A 24,984-nucleotide genomic window follows, 5' to 3' on the forward strand; every position below is an offset into this window, starting at 1 on the left:
ATCAAAGGATTGTTTCAGGCTCTTTAAGGGCGTGAGAAAAAGGCCCTTCGCGTGATTGAGATGAGATCCATCTGCGGGTTTTCCTCGTAATACCGATCAGAATATGCGACACCCGCGCACCTTGATCGGCGGTCCGGCGGGTTCTTGATCGGCGGGAAGATGGGAATATCTTCCTTCAAGCGCGTGGTGAAGCCGCACTGCGCCTGATAGGGTAAGGGCAAAACAATGACAGCAACACGGTTGAACCTCGTGCAACAGATCGACAAGGACCGCGAAGACGCTCTGGCGCGCCGCCCTTCCCGCGAAGAGGCATTGGGCGCCGTTAGAACCCTGCTCGCCTATGCCGGGGACGACCCGGACCGCGAAGGCCTGCTGGAAACGCCCGACCGGGTGGTTCGGTCCTGGGATGAGTTCTTCGCGGGCTATTTCGAGGACCCGGTTGAAATCCTCAGCCGTACCTTCGAGGAAACAGACGGCTATGACGAGATGGTCATCCTCAGGGACATACCCTTCAACAGTCATTGCGAACATCATATACGGCCGATCATCGGCCATGCCCATATCGCCTATCTGCCCAACAAGCGGGTCGTGGGCATCTCCAAGCTTGCCCGCATTCTGGAAGTCTATGCCAAACGGTTGCAGATCCAGGAAAAGATGACCGCGCAAATCGCCAATGCGATCAACGATGTTCTGGCGCCCAAGGGCGTCGGCGTCGTGATTGAGGCCACGCATGAATGCATGACGACGCGCGGCGTCAACAAGCAGGGCGTATCCATGGTCACCAGCACCCTGCTGGGCACCTTCAAGCAGGATCCCCGCACGCGCAGCGAGTTCCTGCGACTGATCGGGCGCGAATAGACCTCATACTTCATACGTTACGTCGAGATGCCACGGCCCATCCAGGCCGTGGCCTTTTTTTACGCGCAATAATAGTGCAGAACTCATATGAAAGTATCATAGAATTGTTGGGGGAAAACAAAAGAACAGTGTTATTTATACTATAGTAAAAACTATTTATAATCAGCAATTTCTAGCATGTGACTCACTGTTGACTCTAAGCTATTGCCAATTACCCGATAATATTCTTAACCTATACTTTCGTTGGATTTCACCAGGGGACTCCTGGTCTAGGGGCTTAAGGGCTTGGAAAAAGCCGACAATGCGTTCGTTGATGTCGATACGTCGACGGTCGATGACCGGCGAATCCTATGGATTCTGGACTATTGGGAACAACTACCAAGACAGGGTTCGCTTCCCTCGCCCAAGCAAATCGATCCGCTGGACATCCCACCCGACGTCCTGCCCTTCATCTTCAAGATCAGCGTGCAATGGCAGGATGATGAGCCAAGTTTCGTCTATCGCCTATCCGGCACGCAACTGACCAAGGAATACGGACGGGAGATCACCGGCAAGACGCCGCGCTTGGCCTTCCCGACCTATTACCGTGACCTGGAAGCCGGCTATAAGATCGCAGCGACGCGGAAACACCCCATCGTGCACCAGTACCACCTACCCATTTTCAATCGGGAACATAAAAAGGTGGAACGCCTGATGTGCCCTTTCGCGAGTGACGGGGAGACGGTGGATATGCTGTTCGGATGTCTCACTTTTCCGTTCCGCCAGCCCGGATAGCAAGGTGCCGTCGGCTCTATTTCCCGATCACGAAGCGGCCCAACGTCGCGCCGGTCGACAGGTCGAAAACCCTGATCACCTCGGTTCCTTCCGCGGTCTTGGTCCGCAGCAGCAGTCGTGAGGCTTCCGCCTGCATGTCTATGACGATTTCCCCCACTTCAAGGGAAACCGGCACGTCACCAAATCCGGCGGCGGGTTCGTTGATGGGAACCAAAGGTGCCGCATCCCGGGCGGCACTCGGGACTCCATCCTCCGCCGGGGCCTTGCCAAGGCGCGTGACGAAGCCATAGATCAGAAGGCCCATACCGAGGACGATCAATACGCCCATGATAATGACCAACGCCTTGACGATTTTCATACGCTGCCTTTCCGGTTTGCCGCTTCGCGCCGCCGACGGCCGTGCCGAATGACCGAAGACGACGCCATCGCTGAGACGCATACAGTCATCGTCGAAGCCGCACAAGCGGGCGGCCGCTTGGACCGCATTCTCGCCGACGCCCTGCCGGACTTGTCGCGAAATCGCCTGAAATCCCTGATTCAGGAAGGCAATGTGCGGATCAACGACACGTTGACGCTCAACCCGTCGGCCAAAATGCCCGCCGGCAGCACGGTCGAAGTCGACGTCCCGCCCCCCGATGATCCGGACCCTCAGCCCGAGGCAATGGAATTGGCGATCGTCTTCGAGGATTCCCACCTGCTGGTGATCGACAAGCCGGCGGGACTGGTGGTTCATCCCGGCGCGGGCAATCCGACGGGAACGCTGGTCAACGGGTTGCTGGCCCATTGCGGTGGGGATTTCGCCGGGATCGGCGGCGTGAGACGGCCGGGTATCGTCCATCGGATCGATAAGGATACCAGCGGTCTTCTCGTCGTGGCCAAGGATCAGGCCACCCATGTCGCCTTGGTCGAGGCATTCGCCGCCCATGCCATCCGGCGCCAATATGCGGCGGTGGTGATCGGTGCGCCCTATCCGGGCAAGGGCGAGATCCGCGCGCCCATCGGACGTTCGTCATCGGACCGAAAGAAAATGGCGGTGGTTCCGGAGGGTCGGGGCAAGCATGCGGTAACCCATTTCGACGTTCAGCAACGTTGGGGAACCGCCGCGGCATTGGTCTATTGCAGGCTGGAAACAGGGCGAACACACCAGATCCGCGTCCATATGGCCCATATCGGCCACCCCTTGATCGGCGATCCTGTCTATTCGCGCTGGACCAATGAACGGCGCAAGGCTTTCCCACCGGATGCCCTGGAAACGGCGCAGAATTTCACACGTCAGGCCCTGCATGCGGGCTGGCTGGGCTTCCGGCACCCGGCCACAGGCAAGGAATTGGACTTCGAAAGCCCCCTTCCGACGGATATGCGTACGTTGCTCGCCGATTTCGACCGTCAAATCGGCTGACGGGGCAAATCGGCTGACGGGGCAAATCGGCTGATGGGGCAAATCGGCTGACGGGGGCAAATCCGCAAATAGGACGATTGCGTCAGCGAAGCATCACAGAAAAGTGCGGAAATAAAATAATCCGTGATTGGCTGGGCCGCGTATCAATCAATAAATAAAGTATGGTCTTTAATTATTGATCAATATCTGGTGCGTCACCATATCCACTCGGCTGCCACGGTTTTGTGCTAGTTTCGCCTTAATTGCGCCGCATTTGGTGGGTAGTCGTGTAAATGCGGCGCTGTCGGCTGCTTCGGGTTCGGCCCTATGGATCGAACGGCAACCGGCGGGGCTGGTCTTGAATGAGGGAAAGGGTCGGTCATGAGCAATATCGGAAAACTGCCTGTCATCAGTTCCGAAGGGAACCTGCAGCGGTATCTCGACGAGATCCGGAAATTCCCCATGTTGGAACCGGATGAGGAGTTCATGCTGGCCAAGAGCTGGCGGGAACACAACGACCGCGAAGCCGCCCATAAGCTGGTCACCAGCCACCTTCGGCTGGTTGCAAAGATCGCCATGGGTTATCGCGGTTATGGCCTGCCCGTCGCCGAGCTCATTTCAGAAGGCAATGTGGGCATGATGCAGGCGGTAAAGCGGTTCGATCCGGATCGCGGTTTCCGTCTCGCGACCTACGCCATGTGGTGGATCCGTGCATCGATCCAGGAATACATCCTGCATTCGTGGTCGCTCGTCAAAATGGGGACGACCGCTGCCCAGAAGAAGCTGTTCTTCAATCTGCGCAAGATGAAGGCGAAGCTTCAGGCTTTCGAGGAAGGTGATCTGGCGCCCGAACATGTGACACACATCGCCAAGGAACTGGACGTTCCGGAACAGGATGTCGTTCAGATGAACCGCCGCCTTGCCGGTGGCGACAATTCGTTGAACGCCCCCCTTCGTGTCGATGGCGACGGTGAATGGCAGGATTGGCTTGAAGACGAGTCGGACAACCAGGAAGAAATTCTGGCTGATTCCGAGGAACTCACGATCCGCCGTGAAATGCTGGCCGAGGCGATGAAGACACTGAATGATCGCGAGCAGAAGATCCTGACCGAACGACGCCTGACGGAAGACCCGAAAACGTTGGAAGACTTGAGCAATGAATTCGGAGTCAGCCGCGAACGCGTAAGGCAGATCGAGGTTCGCGCCTTCGAAAAACTGCAGAAGGCCATGCGGAACGCGGCGATCGAGAAAAAATTGACCTTGCCCGCTGCCTGAACGGGCATCCTCCCAGCCGCCGCGTCCCTGAGCTGTTCTAGGACGCGGCGGATTTTCCTATTTCCGCCATACTGGGAACATTCTCCGATGAATCGGCGGGGTCTTGCGGGACCTCGGCCTCGTCATTCGCGTCGTCTTCGTCGTCCTCGCCCGCATCCCCGCGCAACTTGGCGTCCAACGGCGGCGCATTGCGGCGCACCCCGGTGCCCCATTCCTTGACCAGCTTCTCCTGCTCGGAATTCAGCGACTTCATCCGCAAGTCGTTGTGGATGGTCAGATAGGCGTTCACGACGGGTGGAATGACGAAATACAGCACCCAGCCGACGGCCGCGGCACCGAACATGATCAGATAGTTTATTGGCTGCGACAGGATATCCAGCGCCTGCTGCCAGGTATGGTCCCCGCCCCACATATCCAGACAAACGATGAAGACCCCGGCACTGTTCAGATAGCCCACCGTTCGCGCCGCATACCGTTCCTTGCGGTTATCGACAATGAAGGCCACCAGGGTCGGCAGCATGCCGCCGACGGCAACCATCAGGGTCGGATAACCGACAAAGACCAGCAAAGGGGCAAGGAAATAGCCCAGAATCTTCGCCCGACGCCGGTTGGCTGCCGTTATCCGAATTTCCCGGGTCTTTCCGCGTCGTTTTGCCGGTTGGCGCGCCAATCGGGCCTCCAATAATTGTCGTTCTTCCCGCCGTCAGGCGAGCCGTATGGCGGCAGTGATCAGACAGACCAGTGCCGCGAGAATACCGGCTATGCCGGACGAGAACTGTCCCCCTGTATCCGCCGCAATCGTTGCCTGATTCTTGATGTTCCGGCGGAGAGTGATCGTTTCGACGATGGACTTCGTGAAGTCGTTGGTCGCTTTCAGGTAACCGGCCTTGTCGGCCTCGACCTCGGCAGGATTCGCAATGACGGTCACAAGGGTTTGCAGACGGCCGTCCTTGCTTGCCTTCAGCATCGTTTGCGTGATGCGTTTTCGCGTGCTCCGGGAATGGAACTTGTCGATCGCGGGCTGTAGCATCTTCACCGCCGCGCGGCTCAACTCCGGGAAGGGTTTTCCGCGTGCGAGGCTGTCCTGCAGCATGGCCAGCATGCGCACCTGGGCTACCGTGGCGCCGGCCGCGTCCTCGCCGTCCAGGTCGGTCAGATCCCCGGCAACCGAGCGGCGGTAATGCGCGCTGATATAGGCGGCGATGTCTCGGTCGATCAACCGTTTGATATCCCCGTCCCGCTCACGCGCGGCGCGGTCGAGCGCGGGCAGCAAATGCTCCAAGGTCGCAACATAATCCTTTTCGAACAGCAGCGACCGACACGGCATGTCCGGGTTCAGCTCGTACATCACACGTTCCATGCCGAAGCCCAGGGACGGACGCATCAACGCGGCCCGCATCCGGTCCAAACGCGCCACCGTGTGGGCGGTTTCCGGCCGCGGTTGAAACTGCTGCTCCAGCCAGAAGATCGGCAACCCCATTTGAAGCACATGCGAAAACAGGCGCTGCGCCTCGGCGTCGTCTCGATAGACGGAGCAGAAGGTTCCCAAACCGCCGACCGTGGCCGACAGGCCGCGCAATCGGATCGGGCCGCTCGGGTCGAGCGCTATGATCGCGCGCGCGACCAGCCGGTCCGGTTCGTCATTCCCGGCCGACGACTTGGCCTGGGTCATCGCCTCGGTTCGGGACTCTTCACCCAGGCTGCGCCGCAACCATCCATCGATATCGCCGTCCCGCACCAATGTGATGGCTTCATCCCAGTTCTTGGAAAGCCCCAGCGCGAGTTCCCGCCCCGTATTGTATCCCTTTCCGCCGACATTCATCGGTCTTGTCGCTTTCGCCGGCAGGGCCTGCTGCTTCGGTGACAGCCGTCTGCCGTTGAGCCAAAGGGCGAGATCCTCGATCGACCAACGGTCCGCTTCTTCGTCGCTCAACAGGCCTCGAAGCACTTCCATGATCGTCAGGGAGACACGGTGGTTCTGCGCGATCGCGGAATAGGAACCGACGGCCATCTTGTGGCGAATGATTTCCTCGTCTGTCATTTGGCTGCAGGGATACTGGCCGATCAGCAAGGAGAGGATGCAAACGCCGAGGGAATACAGATCGTTTCCGGGCATGCCTTCGCCGCGGCCGCCCGGTACGCTGAGGCAAGAATCGAGTGTCTCGCAAATCAGCGGCTGGGTCATAGCGGGCGGTGCGCTGAAACATTCGCCGATCAGCAGGCCGTCCTCTTCCTCCGACGAGAAATAGATGTTGTCGGGTCTGAGGGCGCGGTGGGTTTCGCCCGCGTTGTGCATTTCGCGCAGGATCTCCACCGCCGGATGAATCAGATGTTTGGTGACGAAATCCTCGGAAAGCGGTTTCCGTTTGTCCTGAACGCCGGAAAGGACCTTCCTGCCCCCCGGCCGGTTCATGATCAGGACCGGGCAGCGGCGGCCTTCCGGCGGCCAATCCACCACATCCCAATCTACGACATGCACCATATGGGTGCCGTCCACGCGGTGCAGAGACGCAATCATATCCAGCCGCGGCGGCAGTTTGGGATCGCAGACCAAGGCATGCAGCGGGCGGGATTGATCCCTGGCACCGACCGCCCTGTAGGCCAGCGCGGGCGTCGTATCGTAGTCGGGGAGCGGTTCCTCGATCTTGACCTCGTATCTGTCCTTCACGATCACGGAGCCGGACGTGATCTGCCTGGGCGCGGATTGCTCCGTCCCCTCACCCCCGCTGGATATCTTTAGCGCCATGCCACGGCAATCCGATCAAAATCAGCCCGAACAAACACAGCATGCAGGGCGGATACCGGTTCCGAGCCGGCGCCCCACCCTGCGCGCTATGTCATTTTCTTAGCACGATTCAGGCCATTGCAGTCGAATTCGGCGATGGATCCGCCGTTATCCGCCGTGATGCCGGCTAGCCGTCGAAGGGATCGCGGACGAGGATCGTGTCGTCCCGTTCCGGGCTGGTCGACAGCAAGGCGACCGGCGTTTCGATCAGTTCCTCGACGCGGCGGATATACTTGATCGCGGTCGCCGGCAGATCCGCCCAACTGCGGGCGCCGAAGGTGCTTTCGGACCAGCCTTCCATGGTCTCGTAGATCGGCTTTGCACGGGCCTGCATGCCTGTCGAGGCAGGCAGGTAGTCGTATTTGCGTCCGTCGATCTCGTAACCGGTGCAGATCTTCAATTCCTCGAATCCGTCCAGCACATCGAGCTTGGTGAAGGCGATACCGTCCATCCCGCCGAGCTTGACCGACTGCCGCACCAGGGCCGCATCGAACCAGCCGCAGCGACGCTTCCGCCCGGTGACGACGCCGAATTCACGGCCACGTTCGCCGAGGCGCTCGCCGACCTCGTCGGTCAGTTCCGACGGGAACGGGCCGGACCCGACACGCGTGGTATAGGCCTTGGTGATGCCAAGAACGTAACCGACCGACCGCGGGCCCACACCGGTGCCAGAGGCAGCCTGGCCGGGCACGGTGTTCGACGACGTCACGAAAGGATAGGTGCCGTGGTCGACGTCCAGCATCACACCTTGCGCGCCTTCAAACAAAACCCGCTTGTTCTGGTGCCGGATCTTCTCCAGTTCCTTCCACACGACGCCCGCATAAGGCGCCAGCTTCACGGATATCGCTTCCAATTCCTTCATCAGCGCCGCGCGCTCGAAGGTCTCGACGCCGAGCCCCGTCAGCAGCGCATTGTGATGGATCAGCAATTCGTCGACGCGCCCTTCCAGAGAGGCCGGGTCCATCAGGTCGCAGACCCGAATGGCGCGGCGGGCGACCTTGTCTTCATAGGCCGGTCCGATGCCGCGCCCGGTGGTGCCGATCTTCTTGGCGCCGCGCGCGGCTTCGCGGGCCATGTCGACGGCCCGGTGCACCGGCAGGATCAGCGCGGCGTTCTCGGCCACCATCAGATTGTGCGGGCCGATATCGACGCCGGCGGCGGTGACGCGCTCGATCTCTTCCATCAGGGCCCAGGGGTCGATGACCACGCCGTTGCCGATGATCGATTGCTTGCCCTGGCGGACAACGCCCGACGGCAACAGGCTGAGCTTGTAGGTCACCCCATCGATGACGAGCGTATGCCCCGCATTGTGGCCGCCCTGAAACCGGCACACCACATCCGCGCGCGCCGACAACCAGTCGACGATCTTGCCCTTGCCTTCATCACCCCATTGGGAGCCGATAACCACGACATTCGACACGGCTCATCCCTCCGTTGCTGCCGATCCTCGAAGGATCTCCAAAAAACCTATTTCTTCAGCGGTTCGACCCGGCCATCCCGCAGGATGTCCGTGCAGCCGACACGCCGCGCTTCCGTTTCCGCATCATCCGTGTCGGACAGGGCGGAAACCGCCACCCAGCCTTGCTTGCGCAGCCGCGCGCTTTCGCCTTCCGGCGTATCCGCGGGCAGGAACACCTTGCGTTCGGCCGGCGGCGGCGGCGCGGCGCGCAGGATCGTATCCAGATAAACCGTGAAACCGGTCGCAGGCTCGTCCTTCCCGGCCAGGAAGTAACGGCCGCCCCGGCCCAACTCACCGCGCACACCGCGCGCGAAGAGCGTGAAACTCAAACCCTGCTGATACTCGAAACCCTTGTGCTCGACCGGATCGACGGTCAGCGCCAAGTCGGGCACAGCCTTCTGAAGCCGCTCCACCACCGCTTCCAGACGCGTGCGCTCGGCGGCGATTTCCGCCGGCAGATCGATCTTCGCCAATTTGGCCAGCGCCGATTTGGCCGGACCGCTGGCGCGCAGCAAGGCGGTCAGCAGAGCGCCCGCTTCGCCGCCCAAGGCCGCAACAGCGGAGGCATCCTTCTGATCGAGAGCCGCCAGCGCCTGGGCCTTGTCCAGGCCGAACTTGTCGCAAATGGTCGGTACCAGGGTCGGCAGGCAGATATCGACCGATAGACGGCTGATCCCGACATCCCGTAGTGCGACCGCCGCCAATTCGATCACTTCCGCATCCGCGACCGGGCTGTCGACGCCGATCAACTCGCAACCCGCCTGACGGAATTGCCGTTCCGGGCGCAGTTGCGTTCCCCGCACGCGCAAAACCGAACCGGCATAGGCCAGTCGTAACGGACGCGGCTGTTTGCGCAAACGGGTCGCCGCGATGCGGGCGACCTGCGGTGTGATATCGGCCCGGACCCCCATCATGCGCTGGCTCACCGGATCCATCAGTCGAAAGGTATGCGGCCCCATAACCGTCCCGACCCCGTCCAGCAGGTTCTCTTCGAACTCGACCAGGGGCGGATCGACACGGTCGTAGCCATAGGAATGGAAATGCCGCATCAGCCGCTCGAGCACGGCGGATTCATGGGCGGCTTCCGGCGCCAGGCCGTCGCGCAAACCGTTCGGCAATAAGGATCGTTCTGAGCGGTCGCTCATCGTGATAGCCGCTTCCCGAAATCGTGGCAGGAACCGGGCGAGACAGGCCTGCCCGGACACGAAGCGGCAACGGTTGGCGGAAACGCCTTCCATTGCCGACGGGTAGGTACAGGATTTGCCCGGGCCAAACAAGTAAGGAACCGGCGCGGCATTAGGCCGCCGGGGCCTGTCGCCCGCTTGTGCATGGGCCAGCGCATGAGCCAGCGCATGAGCCGGTGCCCTGGCCGACACGCACCGTAAGGCCTGTCGGAGGGCGTTTCTGGCCCGGTCAGGCGACTTCGCGGATGACTTCTCCGGTCAGCAACAGGGCTTGCGCCTTGGCTTTGGCGGCGGCGGCGCGCCGTTCGTCCTGGCACCCGGCGAAGGCGCGTCCCGCAAGCCGCCAGTTCTGCGGACTGGAGGGCTTCAGATCGGTGCGTTCCGAGACCAGCGCGCGCGCCAGTTTGAACCGTCCGCTCCGCAGCGCGGCTTCGATCAGGGTCAGGTGAATGACGTCACGCTGCGCATGGCTGCCGCCGAGTTTCGCGGTGCAGTGGCGGATCGGATGCAGAAGGTCGACCGTCTCATCGTAGTCGCCCTTGGCGAATGCGGCGATCGCCCTGCAGAACGGCAGCCCCACTTCGCGGGTCATCGCGACATTGGAATCGCCCTGGCTACGGACATAACGCTCGTTCGCGTCCAGCACCTTGGCCATGAGGTCCGCCCGCCCATCCGCCGCGAAGGTCATCATCGCGTGGACATCGTTGAAGGCATAGAGCGTGTCTTCCGCCGCCGGCGCCCATTTATCCGCCAATCGGGTCCATCGGCCGTTCACGTCCACGTTCAGCAGTTTCAGCCGCCAGAGCAGCGCCGCCGCGTCCAGTTCCTCGTATTTGTCATGCGAGACACCGTCGCTCTGCAAATTCCGGTCGAAGATCTCGAACACCCGGTCGTATTGGCACAGGTCCAGATGATACAGCGACAGGTGCCACCATAGATGATTGGCGAAATTGCCGTGGCGCCAATCTTCGCCCCGGCTGGTCAGCCAGCGTATCCCGCCTTCCTGCCGCCCCATCATCTCCAACACATGGGCGACGGCGTGAATGGAATAGGAATCGGCCGGATCCATGGCGACGGCACGCCGCCCCGCCTCTTCCGCACGGCCGTAATCACCGCATTCCTCCAGACCGAAGGAATGGAAACCGAGGACAAAATTATAGCCCGGCACGGATTCGTCCCAGGCATGCAGGACGCGGGCGACTCGGTCCCTTTGATTGACCGTATCGCCCAACAGGACGTCAGAAAGATGTGCAAGCTGCAGGGCCAGCAGGTCGCGCGGGTGATCCACGAGAACCGCATCCCAGGCTTCGACCGCGCTGTAGAAGTCGCCGTCGACCCATTGCCTGATCGCCCGGATATGACCCCGCTCCCGGTCGTTCGCGCCACTCCAGAGCGATTCTGCGTTCCGGACGGCCGACAGCATCGCGTCATAGATCCGCGTTTCCATCGCCTGTGTCAGCACCGCCGCCTTGAAGACATGCCCCATGACGAAATCCGGATGATCCGACAGGACGGCATCGATCATGCCCACCGGATCGCCCCGGTAATGCAGCAGTTCCTCGTGCGCCGCCTCCAGCGCGGTGATCAAATCGGGATTGGAAGTGGATACCGGTTCGCCGCGGCTGTCGCGCAAAGTCATGGCCATCTCTCCAAAGCAGAGCTGTGCATCTCAGCGGCAGGGCCAGACCCGCAGCCCGGGAAGGCCCTACCGATCGTGAGAATATGCCATGGACCGGCGCACGGCCCCAATCACGAAGTGATCAAAAATTCACGCGCTTTGCTTGAGTGACGAGCGGAAGCGCCCGTATCTCGGCCAAAACCGCGTCTGACAGATCGCTGTCCAGTTCGACCAGCGCGATCGCGTCCCCGCCGGCCTCGGTGCGGCCCAAATGGAAACTGGCGATGTTCACGCCATGGGTGCTGAACAATGTCCCCAACGCCCCGATCAGGCCCGGTTTGTCCTGGTTCGTGATGTAAAGCATGCTGTTGGAGAAAGGCGCCTCCACCTGGATTCCCTTGATGTCGACGATGCGCGGCTTGTCCCCGCCGAACAGGGTGCCCGAGACGGATCGGGTGAAACGTTCCGATTCGACGGTCAGCTTGATCAGGGTCTGATAATCGCCCGGCCGGTCGTGCTTCACCTCGCTGATTTCGATGCCGCGTTCACGCGCGATCACGGGGGCGCTGACCATATTGACTGCATCGCTGAAGGGTTTCAGCAACCCGGCAATAGCGGCCTGAACCAAGGGTTTCGTGTTCAGCGTGGCGACATGGCCTTCGAATTCGATCACCGCGCGGCGAATACCGGTCTCCGTCACTTGCCCGGCAAAACTGCCGAGTTGCTCGGCCAATTTCATGTATGGCTTCAGGCGCGGGGCATCCTCCGCACTGACCGACGGCATGTTGAGCGCGTTGGTCACGGCCCCGGTCAGCAGGTAGTCCGCCATCTGCTCGGCGACCTGGATGGCGACATTCTCCTGGGCCTCTTCCGTGGAGGCGCCGAGATGGGGCGTCGCGACCACGTCTTCCCGCCCGAACAGCACGTTCTCCTTAGCCGGTTCGACCGCGAAGACGTCGAGGGCGGCACCCGCAACCTTGCCGGCATCCAGCGCATCGCGCAGCGCTTCCTCGTCGATGATCCCGCCGCGGGCGCAATTTACGATCCGCACGCCGGTCTTCATTTTCGCGAAGGCTTCCGCATTCAGCAGATTCCGGGTCTGTTCGGTCAGCGGTGTGTGAACCGTGATGAAATCAGCACGGGCCAGCAGCGTTTCCAGGTCGACCCGCTCAACCCCCATTTCCTCCGCCCGTTCCGGGGACAGGAACGGGTCGAAGGCGATGACGCGCATCTTAAGGCCCTGGGCACGGTCCGCGACGATCGAGCCGATATTCCCGGCGCCGAGCAGCCCCAGAACCTTGCCGTAAAGCTCCACGCCCATGAATTTGGACTTTTCCCACTTGCCCGCATGGGTCGAGGCATTGGCCGCCGGAATCTGCCGGGCGCAGGCCATCATCATCGAAATCGCGTGTTCGGCCGTCGTGATGGAATTGCCGAAAGGCGTGTTCATGACCACGACACCCTTCGCCGTGGCGGCCGCCTGATCCACATTGTCGACGCCGATCCCGGCGCGGCCGACCACCTTCAGGTTCTCCGCGTGTTCCAGCACATCCGGGGTCACCTTGGTGGCGGACCGGATCGCCAGTCCGTCATAGCCGCCGATAATCGCCTTCAACTCATCCGGGGATAGGCCCGGCTTGTAGTCCACCTCGACGCCGCGCTCTTTGAAGACCTCAACCGCCCGATTCGATATCTTATCGGAAATCAATACTTTGGGCATCCACTCTCACCTTCTGAATTATCTGCTTACAGGGCGGCCTTGACGGTTTCGTAGGACCAGTCGAGCCATGGCAGAAGCGCTTCCACATCGCTGGTCTCGACCGTCGCTCCGCCCCAGATCCGCAAGCCTGGAGGTGCATCGCGATAGCCGTTGATGTCATAGGCGACGCCTTCTTCGTCCAACAGGACGGACATCTTTTTCGGCACACCGGCGCGGGCCTCCTCGCTCAACCCGCTCGCTTCCGTCAGGACGAGGCAGATGGAGGTGCAGGATCTGGTCGTCACATCGCTGGGCAGGAAGTCCACCCAAGGCGTCTGATCGACCCAGGCGGCGACGGCGGCGAGGTTCGCTTCCGACCGTGCAACGAGCGTCGGCGCACCGCCGATCGACTCGGCCCATTTCAGCGTATCCAACGCGTCCTCGACGCAGAGCATGGACGGCGTATTGATCGTTTCGCCCTTGAAGACGCCTTCGATCAACTCCCCGCCCTTGGTCAGACGGAAGATCTTCGGCATCGGCCAGGGCGGGGTATAGCTGGTCAGGCGCTCGACCGCCCGCGGCGACAACACGATCATGCCATGCGCGCCCTCGCCCCCCAGGACCTTCTGCCAGGACCACGTCGTGACATCCAGTTTGTCCCACGGCAGCGACATAGCGAAGGCGGCGGATGTGGCATCGCAGATCGTCAGCCCTTCCCGATCGTCTGCAATCCAATCACCGTTCGGAACGCGGACGCCGCTGGTGGTACCGTTCCAGGTGAAAACAACGTCGCGGGCGGGATCGACCTGTCCGAGATCGGGCAGTTCGCCGTATTCCGCCTTCAACATCCGCACGTCGTCCAGCTTGAGCTGCTTTGACACATCCGTGATCCAGCCGGCGCCGAAGCTTTCCCAGGCCAGCATGTCCACGCCACGCGCGCCGAGCAGCGACCACATCGCCATTTCAACGGCACCGGTGTCGGAGGCCGGCACGATACCGATCCGGTAATCTTCCGGAATCCCAAGGATGCCGCGCGTCCGGTCGATCACTTCCTTCAACCGCGCCTTGCCGGGGCCGGACCTGTGGGATCGGCCAAGCAGTGCCGCGGAGAGCACGTCGGGCGTCCAACCGGGGCGCTTCGCGCAGGGGCCTGAGGAAAAGTGGGGTCGAACCGGGCGTTGCGCCGGCTTCTTCGTTGCGCTGCTCACCGCTGTATCCTTGTGGTCAGTATCGTGGTGGTTCTAATCAAGAGTGGGATGGCCGCCTCGACCGGAATAGCGCTGAATTCCTGCGCTTTCGGGCCGGTGGGCCGGAACCGCGCGGCGGACTATAAGGCTGGCACTTGCCCCGTCAACCGGCGGATGGCGCGGATCGGCCAAAAACGACCGCTATTTCTGCAATTCTGCCTTTCCCGGTGCGGATGGCTCGGCCCGTGATAGGACGAGCACTTCGTCCTGGCCCTTCATTTCGCTGGAACGGCGCCAACCGAGCTTGGCGTAGAAACCGGTCGCACGGATATGCGGGTCGGGATTGGCGCCAAGCCAGATCCGCTCATGCCCGGCCGCAAACAGCCAATCGCAAACCGACGCCAGCAGAGCCTTGCCGATCCCACGGTTTTCATATTCGGGCAAAACGGCGAGGACCTGCACTTCCCCATTGCGGCAATTCCCGGTTGCGAACCCGACAACCCGACCGTCTTCCTCGGCGAGCCACCCCGCCACGTTTCCTTCCAGTGCTTTCGCGAACAAGGTGGGCGTCACGCCGTATTCCTCCTCGAGCTCGGCAAGCGTGATCGCGTTTTCCCGCGTTGAGAGGCGCACGTTGAAGACGGCGTCCACATCCGACGGCTCAATCCTACGAAATTTCATGAATGTGAGCCGCCTGTCCCAGCCTAGTCCCGGAAGAAAATCGCATCGATCTGCAACTGGCGCCGCAAATCCGCTGAGAAGGTCGTTTCGGTGAGAATGAAGGGTTGAAAGCCCAAGCCATGGATCATCTGCAGGATTTCGAGATAGGTCGTCTCGCCGTCATAAAGCGGCAGGAGGGACAGCTCGACCTGCAGCCCGGTCACCTTTTTCAGAGTTTCTGTGGCGCCAATAAGAACATTCTTTTCAAACCCTTGCGTATCAATCTTGAGGTAAACCCTCTCGCCGGGTTTGACGTATTCGTCATACAGGCTGTCCAGCGTGGCGACCGGCGTTTCCGCCTCGCCCACGACCCGCGTCTTGCGAAACGCCTTGTACATGTCCTCGTTGGCGGGCAGCAGACTGCTGACGTCGCTGGCTTCGCTTTCGTAGATTGTCGCGGTGCCGAGGCTATCGCCGATCGCCGTGCGCGGCGCGACCGTCCATTTGGGATCGGACGCCGCCTTCGAAGTCAGTTCCGCATAGGCACTGGGCAAGGGTTCAAAGGAAACGATGCGGCCCTTGTAACCGATCTCCCGCAGCATCTCCCCGGTCTGGCCGACATTCGCACCGACATCCAGGACCAGGTCGATCTTGTGATCCTTGATCACCGCGGCAAGCTTCTCCGGCGGCTGTTTCGGCCGCTTGCGCATCTTGTTGACGGTGCGCTTGATCCAGAACCAGCGTTTTACGGATTCGATGCTCATACGGCTGAAAGGTCCCCGAAAGTTATAACTGGCCCAGCGGTGCTGCCAATTCAGCGCCTGCCCGACGGTCTCTTACCTAAAGGCCGTAATACCAAGGCGCAAACAGGAAAAAGGCCAACCAACAGATCAACATCAGGGGGATGCCCGCCTTGATGAAATCAACGAAACGGTAACCGCCGGGCGCCATGACCAGGAGATTGGTCTGATAGCCGACCGGACTGGCGAAACTGCAGTTCGCCGCGAAGACCACGGCGACGGCAAAGGCCTCGACTGGGACACCGATTTCCCGGGCAATCCCAACCCCGATGGGTGTGAACAGGACGGCGGTCGCCTTGGTCGAGAGCACATTGGCGAGTACAGCGACCATCAGGAAGAAGACACCGAGCACGATGGACGGCTCCGCATCGCCCAGGGCAATCAACATGCCATGCGCCAGGAAAGCGGCGCCGCCGGTCTCCTGCATCGCCACACCGAGCGCCAGCGCCGCGGCGATCAGAAACACGACCTTGCTGTCCAGGGCCTTGATCGCGCCCTGCAGCGACAAGGCGCCGGAGAGGACCATCAGCGCGGCACCGCAGAGGGCCGCGATCTCCGTCGGCATGATCCCGCTGGCCGCCATCGCCACCACCCCCAGGAAAATTGCCGAGGCCCGGGTCGCGTGATGGGATTGGATCAAGGTCTCGGCCGACCACTCCATCAGGATGACGTCCTTGTTGCCGCGCAGGTCCAGGATGTCGCGCCGGCGCCCCTGAACCAGCAGGATGTCGCCCGCTTCCAACGGGATTTCGTCGATCTTGCGGCGCTGCATGCGGGTTCGTCGCTCCAGCCCGATGACCACGACATCCCGCATGTTCCGATAGCCGATCTGGCGCAGCGTCCTGCCGATCAGCCAACTGTCCGGCTTGACCATGACTTCCGCCATGGACTGGGTACCGCCGCCCAGTCTTGGCGGCTGTTCATCCTCACCGACCGTGCTCGACAGCCTCGGATACAGCGCGGTGACGTCGTCCTTTACGGCGGCCCGCAACTGATCCCGCGTGGCCGCGACGGAGAGCGTATCGCCGATCTTCAAGCGCAATTCATCAAAGGGCGGATAGATCGGCCGGCCATCCCGATACACCGCCAGCAATGTCAGATCCTTCAATCCCGGGAAAAAGCCGCTTACCGACTCCAGACCGACATAGGGGGATCCGGCCTCCAGGCTGATATCCGCCTTGAACTGCTTCCCCGTCGCGCCTTCCTGGCCTGAGGTCGACGGGTTTTCGGGCAGAATTCGCGGACAGATGAACAATACGTAGATCATACCGGCGCCGGCCACGACGAGACCCGGCACGGTGAAGGAGAAGAAACTGAACTCAGCCTCCCCCAAATCGGCCAAGGCGTTCGACACCAGCAGGTTCGTGGACGACCCGATGAGTGTCGTCATTCCGCCCAGGATGGCGGCGTAGCTGAGCGGCATCATGTAACGGCTGGACGGTCGCCCAGTCTGCGCGGCCAGAGCCTGCATGATGGGCACGAAAATCACCACGACCGGGATATTGTTCAACAGGGCGCTGACCAGGGCGACGACCACGAGCGCGATGGCGAGCGCGGCAGAAAGCTGCCCCCGCGCCGCGCGATGGACCAGCAGAGCGACCCGGTCGAGAACGCCGGTACGGGACAACCCTTCCCCCAGAACCAACAGGGCAAGGACGGTCAACAGGGCGGGACTGGCGAAGCCTGCCAGCAGCACCATCGGTGACAGAGCCGGCTTGCCGGCCTCGTCATAGACCGGGAAGAAGTGGAACAGGACGAGGAGAGCGCAAATGACGGAAAAGGACGTCAGTTCCAGCGGCAGCTTGTCCGTCGCGTAAAGCACCAAAGCCGCGACGATGAGCGCGAACACGGCCAGCATTTGCAGGGTCATCAAGTCCACGGACAGGCGTCTCCCGCTGGTTTTGCTAATAAGTGTAGCACAATTGCCGATATTGAAAGGATTTGCATGCGGCCGCATGGAAACCGGCCGCCCCGGTTGTTACTCGGCGGTATTATTCGGATCGCCGCCTGACGATGGTGACGGACTCGTAGCTCATCACCTTGTCGTGCCGCTGGTTGAACGTCATGCAGCGCCATCGCACGATGCCCCGGTCGGGTTTGCTTTCCGATGGGCGGGCCTCGAGCACTTCCCATTCCGAATGGATCGTATCGCCGGCATGAACCGGCGCGGTCCAGCGGACCTCGTCCATGCCGGGCCCGATAATGTTGCTCTGGACGACCAGTCCAAGATCATAGAACTGCCGGAAAGACAGAGCCAGGGTCTGGAACCCGCTGGCGATCAATCCGCCGAAAGGCCCCGCTTCCGCTTTCACCTTGTCGGTATGCATGTGCTGCGGGTCGTACATCAGCGCGAATTCGAGGATCAAACCTTCGGAAAGGGTGATCGCGCGCGTGGTGAACTTGTCGCCCACCGAGAAGTCCTCGAAATACCGTGTATGCATTATTTACAACGCCTTATGTGCACTTCTTGTATGAATACCTGACGAATGCGCAGAGCCGGTTACGCCTTTGACAGCAGTTCCTTGGCGAGGGCGCGCATCTCCGTTGCCGCAATGCTCGACGGTTTCGTTTCCAAAGCCGTCAGGCCGCGGACCATGGAATCCGCGAAGGCGACCCGGTTGCCGATCGACGACTTCGCCAGGCCGACATCGTAATCGCCCAAGCGCTCTATCATCTGCTCCGTCAACGCCGCGCGGGGCGGCACGCGGTTCAGCACGATTACCGCCGGCGACTTCTCCTTGCTCGCCATTTCAAGGGTCGGAACGGTCGCCCAGACATCCATGGGGCTCGGCTGGCTCGGCACGACGACCATGTCGGCGGCACGGATGGCGATCTTGGCTTCCGTCTCGGCATGCGGCGGGCTGTCGATCACGACGATATCGTGGCTGCGCCCCAAATCCTCGACGACTTTCTGGGTTCGCCAGCCGGTCACCTCCGTGAAACCCAGGCCCGCGGCCTCCGCCCCCAGCGTCTCCATCCGCGCCTCGAACCAGCGGCCCAGACTGTGCTGCGGGTCGATATCGATCAGCGCTACGGTCTTCTTCTGTTTCAGCCAAGCCACGGCAAGATGGGCCGCAAGCGTGGATTTCCCCGCACCGCCCTTTTGTTGTGCAACGGTAAAGACTGTCGCCATCAACCCCTCCTCTGGGTCCCCATCTTCTGGGCCGGCCGATGTCCGGGCAGATTCTGCAGATTTCCCGGTAACGGCCTAGAGCGTGATTTTACGCTTCGTCATGTTGCACCTGCGAAGATCGCCGTTCAAGACGGCGTTCTTCTTGCAGTTCGCGCGCCTGCCGCGCATAAACCGCCGCATGCCCAAGATTCTTCCACTCGACAGTACCGGATTGGACGAAGCGGCCCGGCTGATCCGGGCCGGCGGTCTCGTCGCATTCCCGACGGAAACCGTCTACGGTCTGGGGGCGGACGCCACGAACGACACGGCCGTCGCGCGAATATTCGAAGCCAAACAACGACCTAGTTTCAATCCGCTAATCGTCCATTCTCCATCTATTTCTGAAGTATGGAAATACGCAGCGGAGAGCCCGCGAGCCCATGCCCTGGCCGATGCGTTCTGGCCCGGCGCCCTGACCATGGTGCTGCCGCGCAAGCCGCGGACGAAGCTGTCCCTGCTGGTCAGCGCCGGCCTGCCATCCGTCGCCATCCGGGTACCCGCGCATGGCGGTGCGCGTGACCTGTTGCGCTTGTCCGGCCGTCCCATCGCAGCGCCGAGCGCGAATCGGTCGGGCCGGATATCGCCGACAACGGCACAACACGTCGCGGAATCTCTGGGGGACGCAGTCGATTTGATCCTGGATGGCGGTCCGTGTCGGATCGGGGTGGAATCGACGATCATCGACGTGACGGGAGACCGCGTCGCCCTGCTCCGCCCCGGCGGAGTGCCGCTGGAAGCGCTGGAAAACACTGTCGGTCAAAGCATCGACATGCCGGAGCACGCCTATACCGAATCGTCGGATGACGACGTACCCGCCCCCATTAGTCCCGGCCTGTTGAGCAGTCACTACGCCCCTCGCGCCGCCGTGCGTCTGAATGCGCGGAAACCCGCCACGGGTGAAGCCTTTCTGGGGTTCGGGCCGGGAGCGGAAGCAGACCTGAATCTGAGCCCCTCCGGCGATCTGCGGGAAGCGGCCGCCAATCTGTTCGCCATGCTGCATGAATTGGACGCGACCGGCGCCGAGGCGATCGCCGTCGCCCCGATCCCCGAATCAGGGCTGGGGCGCGCGATCAACGATCGTCTACGCCGCGCCGCGGCCCCCCGGCCTTGAAATTCACTTGCGCAAATACCGAAAAACACTTGTTAAACCACGGAAATTCCCTACATCACCAACAACTTGCGGATCGCCGAAGCGTTGAATGCGCCGAGGCCGGCTTTATGGTGTCCGATGGATTAGGGAGGCACCATGCCGCTGGACAAATACCAGGGCCGAAAAGAAACTGCGCGCCAACCACTGGGGTGCACGGGAGACGTAGGGGAAATCGATAGATGGAATCGGTCGGCACTTTCCTGCCACTGATCGCGATGTTGCCGTTTGTCGGCGCGCTGTTCCCGGGTCTGATGATCCAGGCAGGCAGGAATGTCTGCGCCGTGACAGCGGCCGTGCCGACTGTGCTGGCCTTCACGATGCTGATGATCTGCGCACCCGCCGTGATAGGCGGAGATGTGCTGCATTTCCAGTTGCCCTGGCTGCCGCAGCTGGGGTTGAACGTGAATTTCTTCCTGGACGGGCTGGGACTGCTGTTTGCCGGACTGATTCTCGGCATCGGCCTGCTGATCATTCTCTACGCGCGGTTCTATCTGTCGCGGCAGGACCCGATGGGTCAGTTCTATACCTATCTGCTGCTGTTCCAGGGCGCGATGGTCGGGATCGTCCTGTCCGACAACATTCTGCTGCTGCTGATCTTCTGGGAGTTGACCTCCCTCTCCTCCTTCCTGCTGATCGGGTATTGGAAGCATCTGCCGGAGGGCCGCCAGGGCGCGCGGATGGCGTTGACCGTGACCGGCATGGGCGGCCTGGCGATGATCGGGGGCATGCTGATCCTGGGCGACATCGCCGGAAGCTACGACCTCAGCGTCATTCTGCAGAACAAGGATGCGATTCAAGCGTCGCCGCTCTATCTGCCGGCGCTGCTGCTGATTTTGCTCGGCTGCTTCACGAAATCGGCGCAGTTCCCGTTCCATTTCTGGCTGCCGCACGCCATGGCGGCGCCGACGCCGGTCTCCGCCTATCTGCATTCCGCGACCATGGTGAAAGCGGGTCTTTTCCTGATGGCGCGGATTTGGCCGGTCCTGGCCGGCACGCCGGAATGGTTCTACATCGTCGCGACGATCGGTCTGATCACCATGGTGCTGGGCGCGCTGATCGCCCTGTTCAAGGATGACCTGAAGGCGCTGCTGGCCTTTTCCACGGTCAGCCATCTCGGCTTCATCACCATGCTGCTGGGCTTCGGGACACCGATCGCCGCCGTCGTCGCGGTGTTCCACATCATCAACCATGCGACCTTCAAGGCGGCGCTGTTCATGACCGCCGGGATCGTCGACCACGAGGCCCATACCCGCGACATCAAGCGCCTCGGCGGGTTGCGCCATCTGATGCCGATCACCTTCACCATCGCCGCCGTCGCGGCCCTGTCGATGGCCGGCATTCCGCCGCTGAACGGCTTCATGTCGAAGGAAATGATGCTGGAGGAAGCGGCCCATACCGTCTGGGCGGGTTCGCCCTGGCTGGTCCCGGCTTTGGCCACGCTCGGCGCGTTGTTCTCGGTCGCCTATTCCTTCCGCTATATCGCGCATGTCTTTCTGGGCCCGAAGCGCGAGGATTATCCCGCCAAGCCGCATGATCCCTATCACGGCATGTGGGCGGCACCGGGCTTCCTCGTCCTGCTGGTGGTGCTGATCGGCCTCGTTCCCAGCCTGGTCGAGCCGCTGGTGCGCACCACCGCCGGGGCGGTCGTCGGCGGCGAGCTGCCCTATTTCTCGCTGAAGCTCTGGCATGGCGTGACGCCCGCGCTGTTCATGTCGATCGTCGCGGTCGCCGGCGGTGCGGTCCTGCTGAAGGCGCATCCCCTGTTCGCCCCGCGTTGGGAATCCGCGCCGCGACCGGAGGCGAAGGTCATCTTCGACGCGATCGCCCGCGCGGCGACGCTGTTGAGCCGCGGCGTGACCGACCGTCTGCATGACGGATCGCTGTCGCGCTTCGCCGCGGTCTTCGCGGTCGCGGTTATCGCGGCCGGCCTGTTCGCCTGGACCGGCGGGGAAGCCGCCGCGCCGGTGCGCGAACCGCTTGAGATCGCCGCCGTGCCCGCCATCGGCTGGGCCTTGCTGATCGTCTGCTCCCTGGGGATGGTGGCGCTGCACCACAACCGTCTGCTGGCGTTGATCCTGATGGGCGTCGTCGGGCTGATCGTTTCCCTCGGCTTCGTCTATTTCTCCGCCCCGGACCTCGCGCTGACGCAGATTTCGGTGGAGGTCGTGACGATCATCCTGCTGCTGCTTGCGCTCAATTTCCTGCCCAAGACCAGCCCGAAGGAAAGCACGGTCGGACGCCGCCTGCGGGATGGGATCATCGCTTCGGCCGGCGGCCTCGCCCTGGCCGGGCTGACCTATGCCGTCTTGATGGGCGATTTCGCGCAGGAATCGATCTCCGCCTATCATCTCGAGAATTCCTATTCCGGCGGCGGCGGCACGAATGTCGTCAACGTGATCCTGGTCGACTTCCGCGGCTTCGATACGTTCGGCGAGATCATCGTCCTCGGCATCGCGGCCCTGGTGATCTATGCGCTGACGCAATCCGTGCTGAGCGGACCGGGCGGACGGTGGCTGGCGAGCGGCGCCCTGGATACGGCGGAGGCCGGCGACCGGCATCCGTTGATGATGGTGATCGCGTCCCGCGTGATGATGCCGATCGCACTGATGGTCGGCGTCTATATCTTCCTGCGCGGCCATAACGAACCGGGCGGCGGATTCATCGCCGGTCTGGTCGTCGCCATCGCCCTGGTGATGCAATACATGGCCAGCGGTTTCGCCTGGGCGGTCGCGCGCCAGAGGGTTCCGTATCACAACACGATCGGCCTGGGTGTCCTGGTCGCTTGCTTCACCGGGGTCGGTGCCTGGTTCGCGGGCCGGCCGTTCCTGACCAGCGATTTCGGCTACGTCACGATCCCGCCCTTGGAGAAATTCGAACTGGCGACCGCGATGGCCTTCGATACCGGCGTCTTCCTCTGCGTCATCGGCGCGGTGATGCTGGCGCTGGACAGCCTGTCGAGCATGGCACGACGCGGCGGGGAAACGGTGAACCTGGTCCCCATGGACATCGATCCGGCCCGGACGGCGGTCGACATGTCGGCCGGGGAACCGTCGGAAACTGCGGCCGTGCCCGCCGGAAAGGAGGCGTAGATGGAAATCCTCGTGGCCAGTGCCATCGGCGTTTTGACGGCGGCGGGCCTGTATCTCGTGCTGCGGCTGCGCAGTTTTCCCGTGATCCTGGGAATCTCGCTGCTGTCCTATGCGGTTAATGTGTTCCTTTTCGCGACCGGGCGGCTAACGGTGGATCTGCCGCCGGTTCTGAACGACGGCGCCGCCGCCTATACCGATCCGCTGCCGCAGGCCCTGGTTCTCACGGCCATCGTGATTTCCTTCGGCATGACGGCTGTGGTGGTGCTGCTGGCGCTCGGCGCGTTCCTCTCGGCCCGGACCGACGAGGTCAATATCGGCGATGATCGAGAGGCAGGTTCATGAATCATTGGATCATTGCCCCGGTTGTCCTGCCGTCCCTGATGGCAGCCCTGATCGTGGTGGCCATGCGCCATCACCTGAGCCTGCAGCGGGTTTTCTCGCTCGGTGCCTGCGTCGCCCTTGTCGCCATCGCCGTCGGTCTCGTCCTGGAGGCCTCCTCCGGACGGATCGGCGTTTATGAACTGGGCAATTGGCCCGCCCCGTTCGGTATCGTGCTGGTACTGGATCGCCTCTCCGCGTTGATGGTTCTGATCACGGCGGTGCTGGCTTTCATCACCGCGCTTTACGCCATCGGATCGGGCTGGGATTCCCGCGGGCAGCATTTCCATGCCCTGTTCCAGTTCCAGCTGATGGGGATCTTCGGCGCCTTTCTGACCGGCGACGCCTTCAACCTCTTCGTCTTCTTCGAGGTTTTGCTGATCGCCTCCTACGGGCTGATGATCCATGCCGGCGGCCGCCGCCGGTTCCGGGCCGGTCTGCAATACGTGCTCTACAACCTGCTCGGCTCGACGCTGTTCCTGTTCGCGCTGGGCACGCTCTATGCCGTCACCGGAACGCTGAACATGGCCGACCTGGCGGTGCGCGTGGCGGAACTTCCGGCGGACGACACCGCCCTTCTGCGGGTCGGCGCGATGCTGCTGCTGCTGGTCTTCGCAATCAAGGCCGCCGTATTGCCGCTTCACTTCTGGCTGCCGGAAACTTATGCCGAAGCCCCCGCCCCCGTCGCTGCCCTGTTCGCGATCATGACCAAGGTCGGCGCCTACGCGATCCTGCGGATGTATACCCTGGTCTTCGGGCCGGATGCCGCGGTGGTTGGCAACCTGCTCGATCCCTGGTTCCTGGGCGTCACCCTGGCGACCCTGACGATCGGCATGATCGGTGTGCTGGGCGCCAGCGGCCTGGGACGGCTGGCGGCCTTCTCCGCCATCGGCTCGATGGGCACGCTGCTGATTGCAATCTCGGTCTTCACGCCTGAGACGACGCAAGCGGCGCTGTACTACATGATCCATTCGACGATCGCGGGCGCGATGTTGTTCCTGGTGGTCGATCTGGTACGCGAACGCCGCGGCGACATCGGCGATGCGCTTGTCCCCGGACCGGCTTTGGCCCAGCACGGCATGATCGCGTCCCTATTCTTCGCCGCCGCCATCGCCAGCGCCGGCATGCCGCCGCTATCCGGTTTCATCGGTAAGCTGATGATCCTCGATGCGGTGCGCGTCAGCGACGACGTCTGGCTGATCTGGGCCTTCATATTGGCAACCACGCTGGTCGCGGTCCTCGGCTTCGCCCAGGCAGGCAGCAAGGTCTTCTGGAAGACGACGGAACCGGATGCCGCATCGCCGCCGGAAGAGCCCGCACCGCAACCATCGCAGCCCTCGCCTTCACCGGCCGCTTCTGCACTGCCTTTGACCGCGACGGGCCTGCTTTTGGCGGCCACCGTCCTGCTCAGCGTCTTCGCCGGTCCGGTGAACGAATTCCTGGGCGCGACCGCCAGCCAGCTTTTCACTCCGGAGATCTATATCTCCGGCGTCCTCGGCGCACGGTAAGGGAGGCACG

The 24,984-nt window shown here is 62.1% G+C and carries 21 protein-coding genes; 8 read left to right on the forward strand and 13 right to left on the reverse strand.

The window, feature by feature from the left end; translation table 11 throughout:
- Nucleotides 1-225 precede the first annotated feature (225 nt).
- Both folE and ACQK2G_RS11865 read left to right on the forward strand, forming a co-directional pair.
- Nucleotides 226-858, forward strand: coding sequence for a GTP cyclohydrolase I FolE (gene folE / locus ACQK2G_RS11860; protein WP_425405238.1), 633 nt, complete (start codon nt 226-228; stop codon nt 856-858).
- Between the two features lie 285 nt (nt 859-1,143).
- Complete coding sequence (locus tag ACQK2G_RS11865; protein ID WP_425405239.1) at nt 1,144-1,632, forward strand: PAS domain-containing protein; 489 nt, start codon at nt 1,144-1,146, stop codon at nt 1,630-1,632.
- 16 nt (nt 1,633-1,648) lie between these two features.
- Here ACQK2G_RS11865 and ACQK2G_RS11870 read toward each other — a convergent pair whose 3' ends face one another.
- Entirely contained in the window at nt 1,649-1,990 is a 342-nt protein-coding gene (locus ACQK2G_RS11870) for a hypothetical protein (protein WP_425405240.1), read from the reverse strand.
- A 48-nt stretch (nt 1,991-2,038) separates the two neighbouring features.
- On the opposite strand from ACQK2G_RS11870, the gene ACQK2G_RS11875 reads away from it, so the two are divergent.
- A complete protein-coding gene (locus ACQK2G_RS11875) occupies nt 2,039-3,031 on the forward strand; it encodes an RluA family pseudouridine synthase (RefSeq protein ID WP_425405241.1) in 993 nt (330 codons plus the stop codon).
- Nucleotides 3,032-3,391: 360 nt separating this feature from the next.
- Entirely contained in the window at nt 3,392-4,285 is an 894-nt protein-coding gene (gene rpoH, locus ACQK2G_RS11880) for an RNA polymerase sigma factor RpoH (RefSeq protein ID WP_425405242.1), read from the forward strand.
- A gap of 37 nt (nt 4,286-4,322) precedes the next feature.
- Here rpoH and ACQK2G_RS11885 read toward each other — a convergent pair whose 3' ends face one another.
- The 12 genes from ACQK2G_RS11885 to parA form a co-directional block, all read right to left on the reverse strand.
- Complete coding sequence (locus ACQK2G_RS11885) at nt 4,323-4,955, reverse strand: hypothetical protein (RefSeq protein ID WP_425405243.1); 633 nt, start codon at nt 4,953-4,955, stop codon at nt 4,323-4,325.
- 33 nt (nt 4,956-4,988) lie between these two features.
- Nucleotides 4,989-7,031 (reverse strand): hypothetical protein, encoded by a 2,043-nt coding sequence (locus tag ACQK2G_RS11890; protein ID WP_425405244.1) that lies wholly within the window; start codon nt 7,029-7,031, stop codon nt 4,989-4,991.
- Nucleotides 7,032-7,197: 166 nt separating this feature from the next.
- Complete coding sequence (locus ACQK2G_RS11895; protein WP_425405245.1) at nt 7,198-8,490, reverse strand: adenylosuccinate synthase; 1,293 nt, start codon at nt 8,488-8,490, stop codon at nt 7,198-7,200.
- A 47-nt stretch (nt 8,491-8,537) separates the two neighbouring features.
- Nucleotides 8,538-9,674: an ATP phosphoribosyltransferase regulatory subunit gene (locus tag ACQK2G_RS11900; RefSeq protein WP_425405246.1), complete on the reverse strand. Its 1,137-nt coding sequence runs from the start codon at nt 9,672-9,674 to the stop codon at nt 8,538-8,540.
- 268 nt (nt 9,675-9,942) lie between these two features.
- A complete protein-coding gene (locus tag ACQK2G_RS11905) occupies nt 9,943-11,352 on the reverse strand; it encodes a tetratricopeptide repeat protein (RefSeq protein WP_425405247.1) in 1,410 nt (469 codons plus the stop codon).
- A 121-nt stretch (nt 11,353-11,473) separates the two neighbouring features.
- Entirely contained in the window at nt 11,474-13,051 is a 1,578-nt protein-coding gene (gene serA, locus ACQK2G_RS11910) for a phosphoglycerate dehydrogenase (protein ID WP_425405248.1), read from the reverse strand.
- A gap of 26 nt (nt 13,052-13,077) precedes the next feature.
- Nucleotides 13,078-14,238, reverse strand: a complete 1,161-nt coding sequence (locus ACQK2G_RS11915; protein WP_425405249.1) for a phosphoserine transaminase — start codon at nt 14,236-14,238, stop codon at nt 13,078-13,080.
- 180 nt (nt 14,239-14,418) lie between these two features.
- On the reverse strand, nt 14,419-14,898 hold the full coding sequence (locus ACQK2G_RS11920; RefSeq protein ID WP_425405250.1) for a GNAT family N-acetyltransferase: 480 nt from the start codon (nt 14,896-14,898) through the stop codon (nt 14,419-14,421).
- Between the two features lie 23 nt (nt 14,899-14,921).
- Nucleotides 14,922-15,641 carry an FkbM family methyltransferase gene (locus tag ACQK2G_RS11925; RefSeq protein ID WP_425405251.1) on the reverse strand — a complete coding sequence of 240 codons (720 nt, stop codon included), beginning with the start codon at nt 15,639-15,641 and terminating at the stop codon, nt 14,922-14,924.
- A gap of 76 nt (nt 15,642-15,717) precedes the next feature.
- A complete protein-coding gene (locus tag ACQK2G_RS11930) occupies nt 15,718-17,547 on the reverse strand; it encodes an SLC13 family permease (RefSeq protein ID WP_425407641.1) in 1,830 nt (609 codons plus the stop codon).
- 121 nt (nt 17,548-17,668) lie between these two features.
- On the reverse strand, nt 17,669-18,118 hold the full coding sequence (locus ACQK2G_RS11935) for a MaoC family dehydratase (protein ID WP_425405252.1): 450 nt from the start codon (nt 18,116-18,118) through the stop codon (nt 17,669-17,671).
- A 59-nt stretch (nt 18,119-18,177) separates the two neighbouring features.
- Nucleotides 18,178-18,810, reverse strand: a complete 633-nt coding sequence (gene parA / locus ACQK2G_RS11940) for a ParA family partition ATPase (protein ID WP_425405253.1) — start codon at nt 18,808-18,810, stop codon at nt 18,178-18,180.
- Between the two features lie 178 nt (nt 18,811-18,988).
- Between parA and ACQK2G_RS11945 the strand changes: the two genes are divergently transcribed.
- From ACQK2G_RS11945 to ACQK2G_RS11960, 4 genes are all read left to right on the forward strand, one after another.
- Nucleotides 18,989-19,960: an L-threonylcarbamoyladenylate synthase gene (locus tag ACQK2G_RS11945; RefSeq protein ID WP_425405254.1), complete on the forward strand. Its 972-nt coding sequence runs from the start codon at nt 18,989-18,991 to the stop codon at nt 19,958-19,960.
- A gap of 218 nt (nt 19,961-20,178) precedes the next feature.
- A complete protein-coding gene (locus ACQK2G_RS11950) occupies nt 20,179-23,088 on the forward strand; it encodes a monovalent cation/H+ antiporter subunit A (protein ID WP_425405255.1) in 2,910 nt (969 codons plus the stop codon).
- The gene (locus ACQK2G_RS11955; protein ID WP_425405256.1) at nt 23,089-23,430 is read left to right on the forward strand and encodes a Na+/H+ antiporter subunit C; all 342 of its coding nucleotides are present in this window, start codon (nt 23,089-23,091) and stop codon (nt 23,428-23,430) included.
- On the forward strand, nt 23,427-24,974 hold the full coding sequence (locus ACQK2G_RS11960; protein WP_425405257.1) for a monovalent cation/H+ antiporter subunit D: 1,548 nt from the start codon (nt 23,427-23,429) through the stop codon (nt 24,972-24,974). The genes ACQK2G_RS11955 and ACQK2G_RS11960 overlap by 4 nt, the downstream gene beginning before the upstream one ends.
- Nucleotides 24,975-24,984: the final 10 nt, after the last annotated feature.

Origin of the sequence: Hwanghaeella sp., from assembly GCF_965227365.1 — a bacterium.
In the GTDB taxonomy this organism is placed as follows: domain Bacteria; phylum Pseudomonadota; class Alphaproteobacteria; order UBA8366; family Aestuariispiraceae; genus Hwanghaeella.

Bases quoted from the DNA above. Each gene is read 5' to 3' on its own strand.
- folE (WP_425405238.1), top strand. From the start codon at position 226: ATGACAGCAACACGGTTGAACCTCGTGCAACAGATCGACAAGGACCGC.
- ACQK2G_RS11870 (WP_425405240.1), bottom strand. From the start codon at position 1,990: ATGAAAATCGTCAAGGCGTTGGTCATTATCATGGGCGTATTGATCGTC.
- ACQK2G_RS11875 (WP_425405241.1), top strand. From the start codon at position 2,039: ATGACCGAAGACGACGCCATCGCTGAGACGCATACAGTCATCGTCGAA.
- rpoH (WP_425405242.1), top strand. From the start codon at position 3,392: ATGAGCAATATCGGAAAACTGCCTGTCATCAGTTCCGAAGGGAACCTG.
- ACQK2G_RS11890 (WP_425405244.1), bottom strand. From the start codon at position 7,031: ATGGCGCTAAAGATATCCAGCGGGGGTGAGGGGACGGAGCAATCCGCG.
- ACQK2G_RS11900 (WP_425405246.1), bottom strand. From the start codon at position 9,674: ATGAGCGACCGCTCAGAACGATCCTTATTGCCGAACGGTTTGCGCGAC.
- ACQK2G_RS11905 (WP_425405247.1), bottom strand. From the start codon at position 11,352: ATGACTTTGCGCGACAGCCGCGGCGAACCGGTATCCACTTCCAATCCC.
- serA (WP_425405248.1), bottom strand. From the start codon at position 13,051: ATGCCCAAAGTATTGATTTCCGATAAGATATCGAATCGGGCGGTTGAG.
- ACQK2G_RS11920 (WP_425405250.1), bottom strand. From the start codon at position 14,898: ATGAAATTTCGTAGGATTGAGCCGTCGGATGTGGACGCCGTCTTCAAC.
- ACQK2G_RS11925 (WP_425405251.1), bottom strand. From the start codon at position 15,641: ATGAGCATCGAATCCGTAAAACGCTGGTTCTGGATCAAGCGCACCGTC.
- ACQK2G_RS11930 (WP_425407641.1), bottom strand. From the start codon at position 17,547: ATGACCCTGCAAATGCTGGCCGTGTTCGCGCTCATCGTCGCGGCTTTG.
- ACQK2G_RS11935 (WP_425405252.1), bottom strand. From the start codon at position 18,118: ATGCATACACGGTATTTCGAGGACTTCTCGGTGGGCGACAAGTTCACC.
- parA (WP_425405253.1), bottom strand. From the start codon at position 18,810: ATGGCGACAGTCTTTACCGTTGCACAACAAAAGGGCGGTGCGGGGAAA.
- ACQK2G_RS11945 (WP_425405254.1), top strand. From the start codon at position 18,989: ATGCCCAAGATTCTTCCACTCGACAGTACCGGATTGGACGAAGCGGCC.
- ACQK2G_RS11950 (WP_425405255.1), top strand. From the start codon at position 20,179: ATGGAATCGGTCGGCACTTTCCTGCCACTGATCGCGATGTTGCCGTTT.
- ACQK2G_RS11955 (WP_425405256.1), top strand. From the start codon at position 23,089: ATGGAAATCCTCGTGGCCAGTGCCATCGGCGTTTTGACGGCGGCGGGC.
- ACQK2G_RS11960 (WP_425405257.1), top strand. From the start codon at position 23,427: ATGAATCATTGGATCATTGCCCCGGTTGTCCTGCCGTCCCTGATGGCA.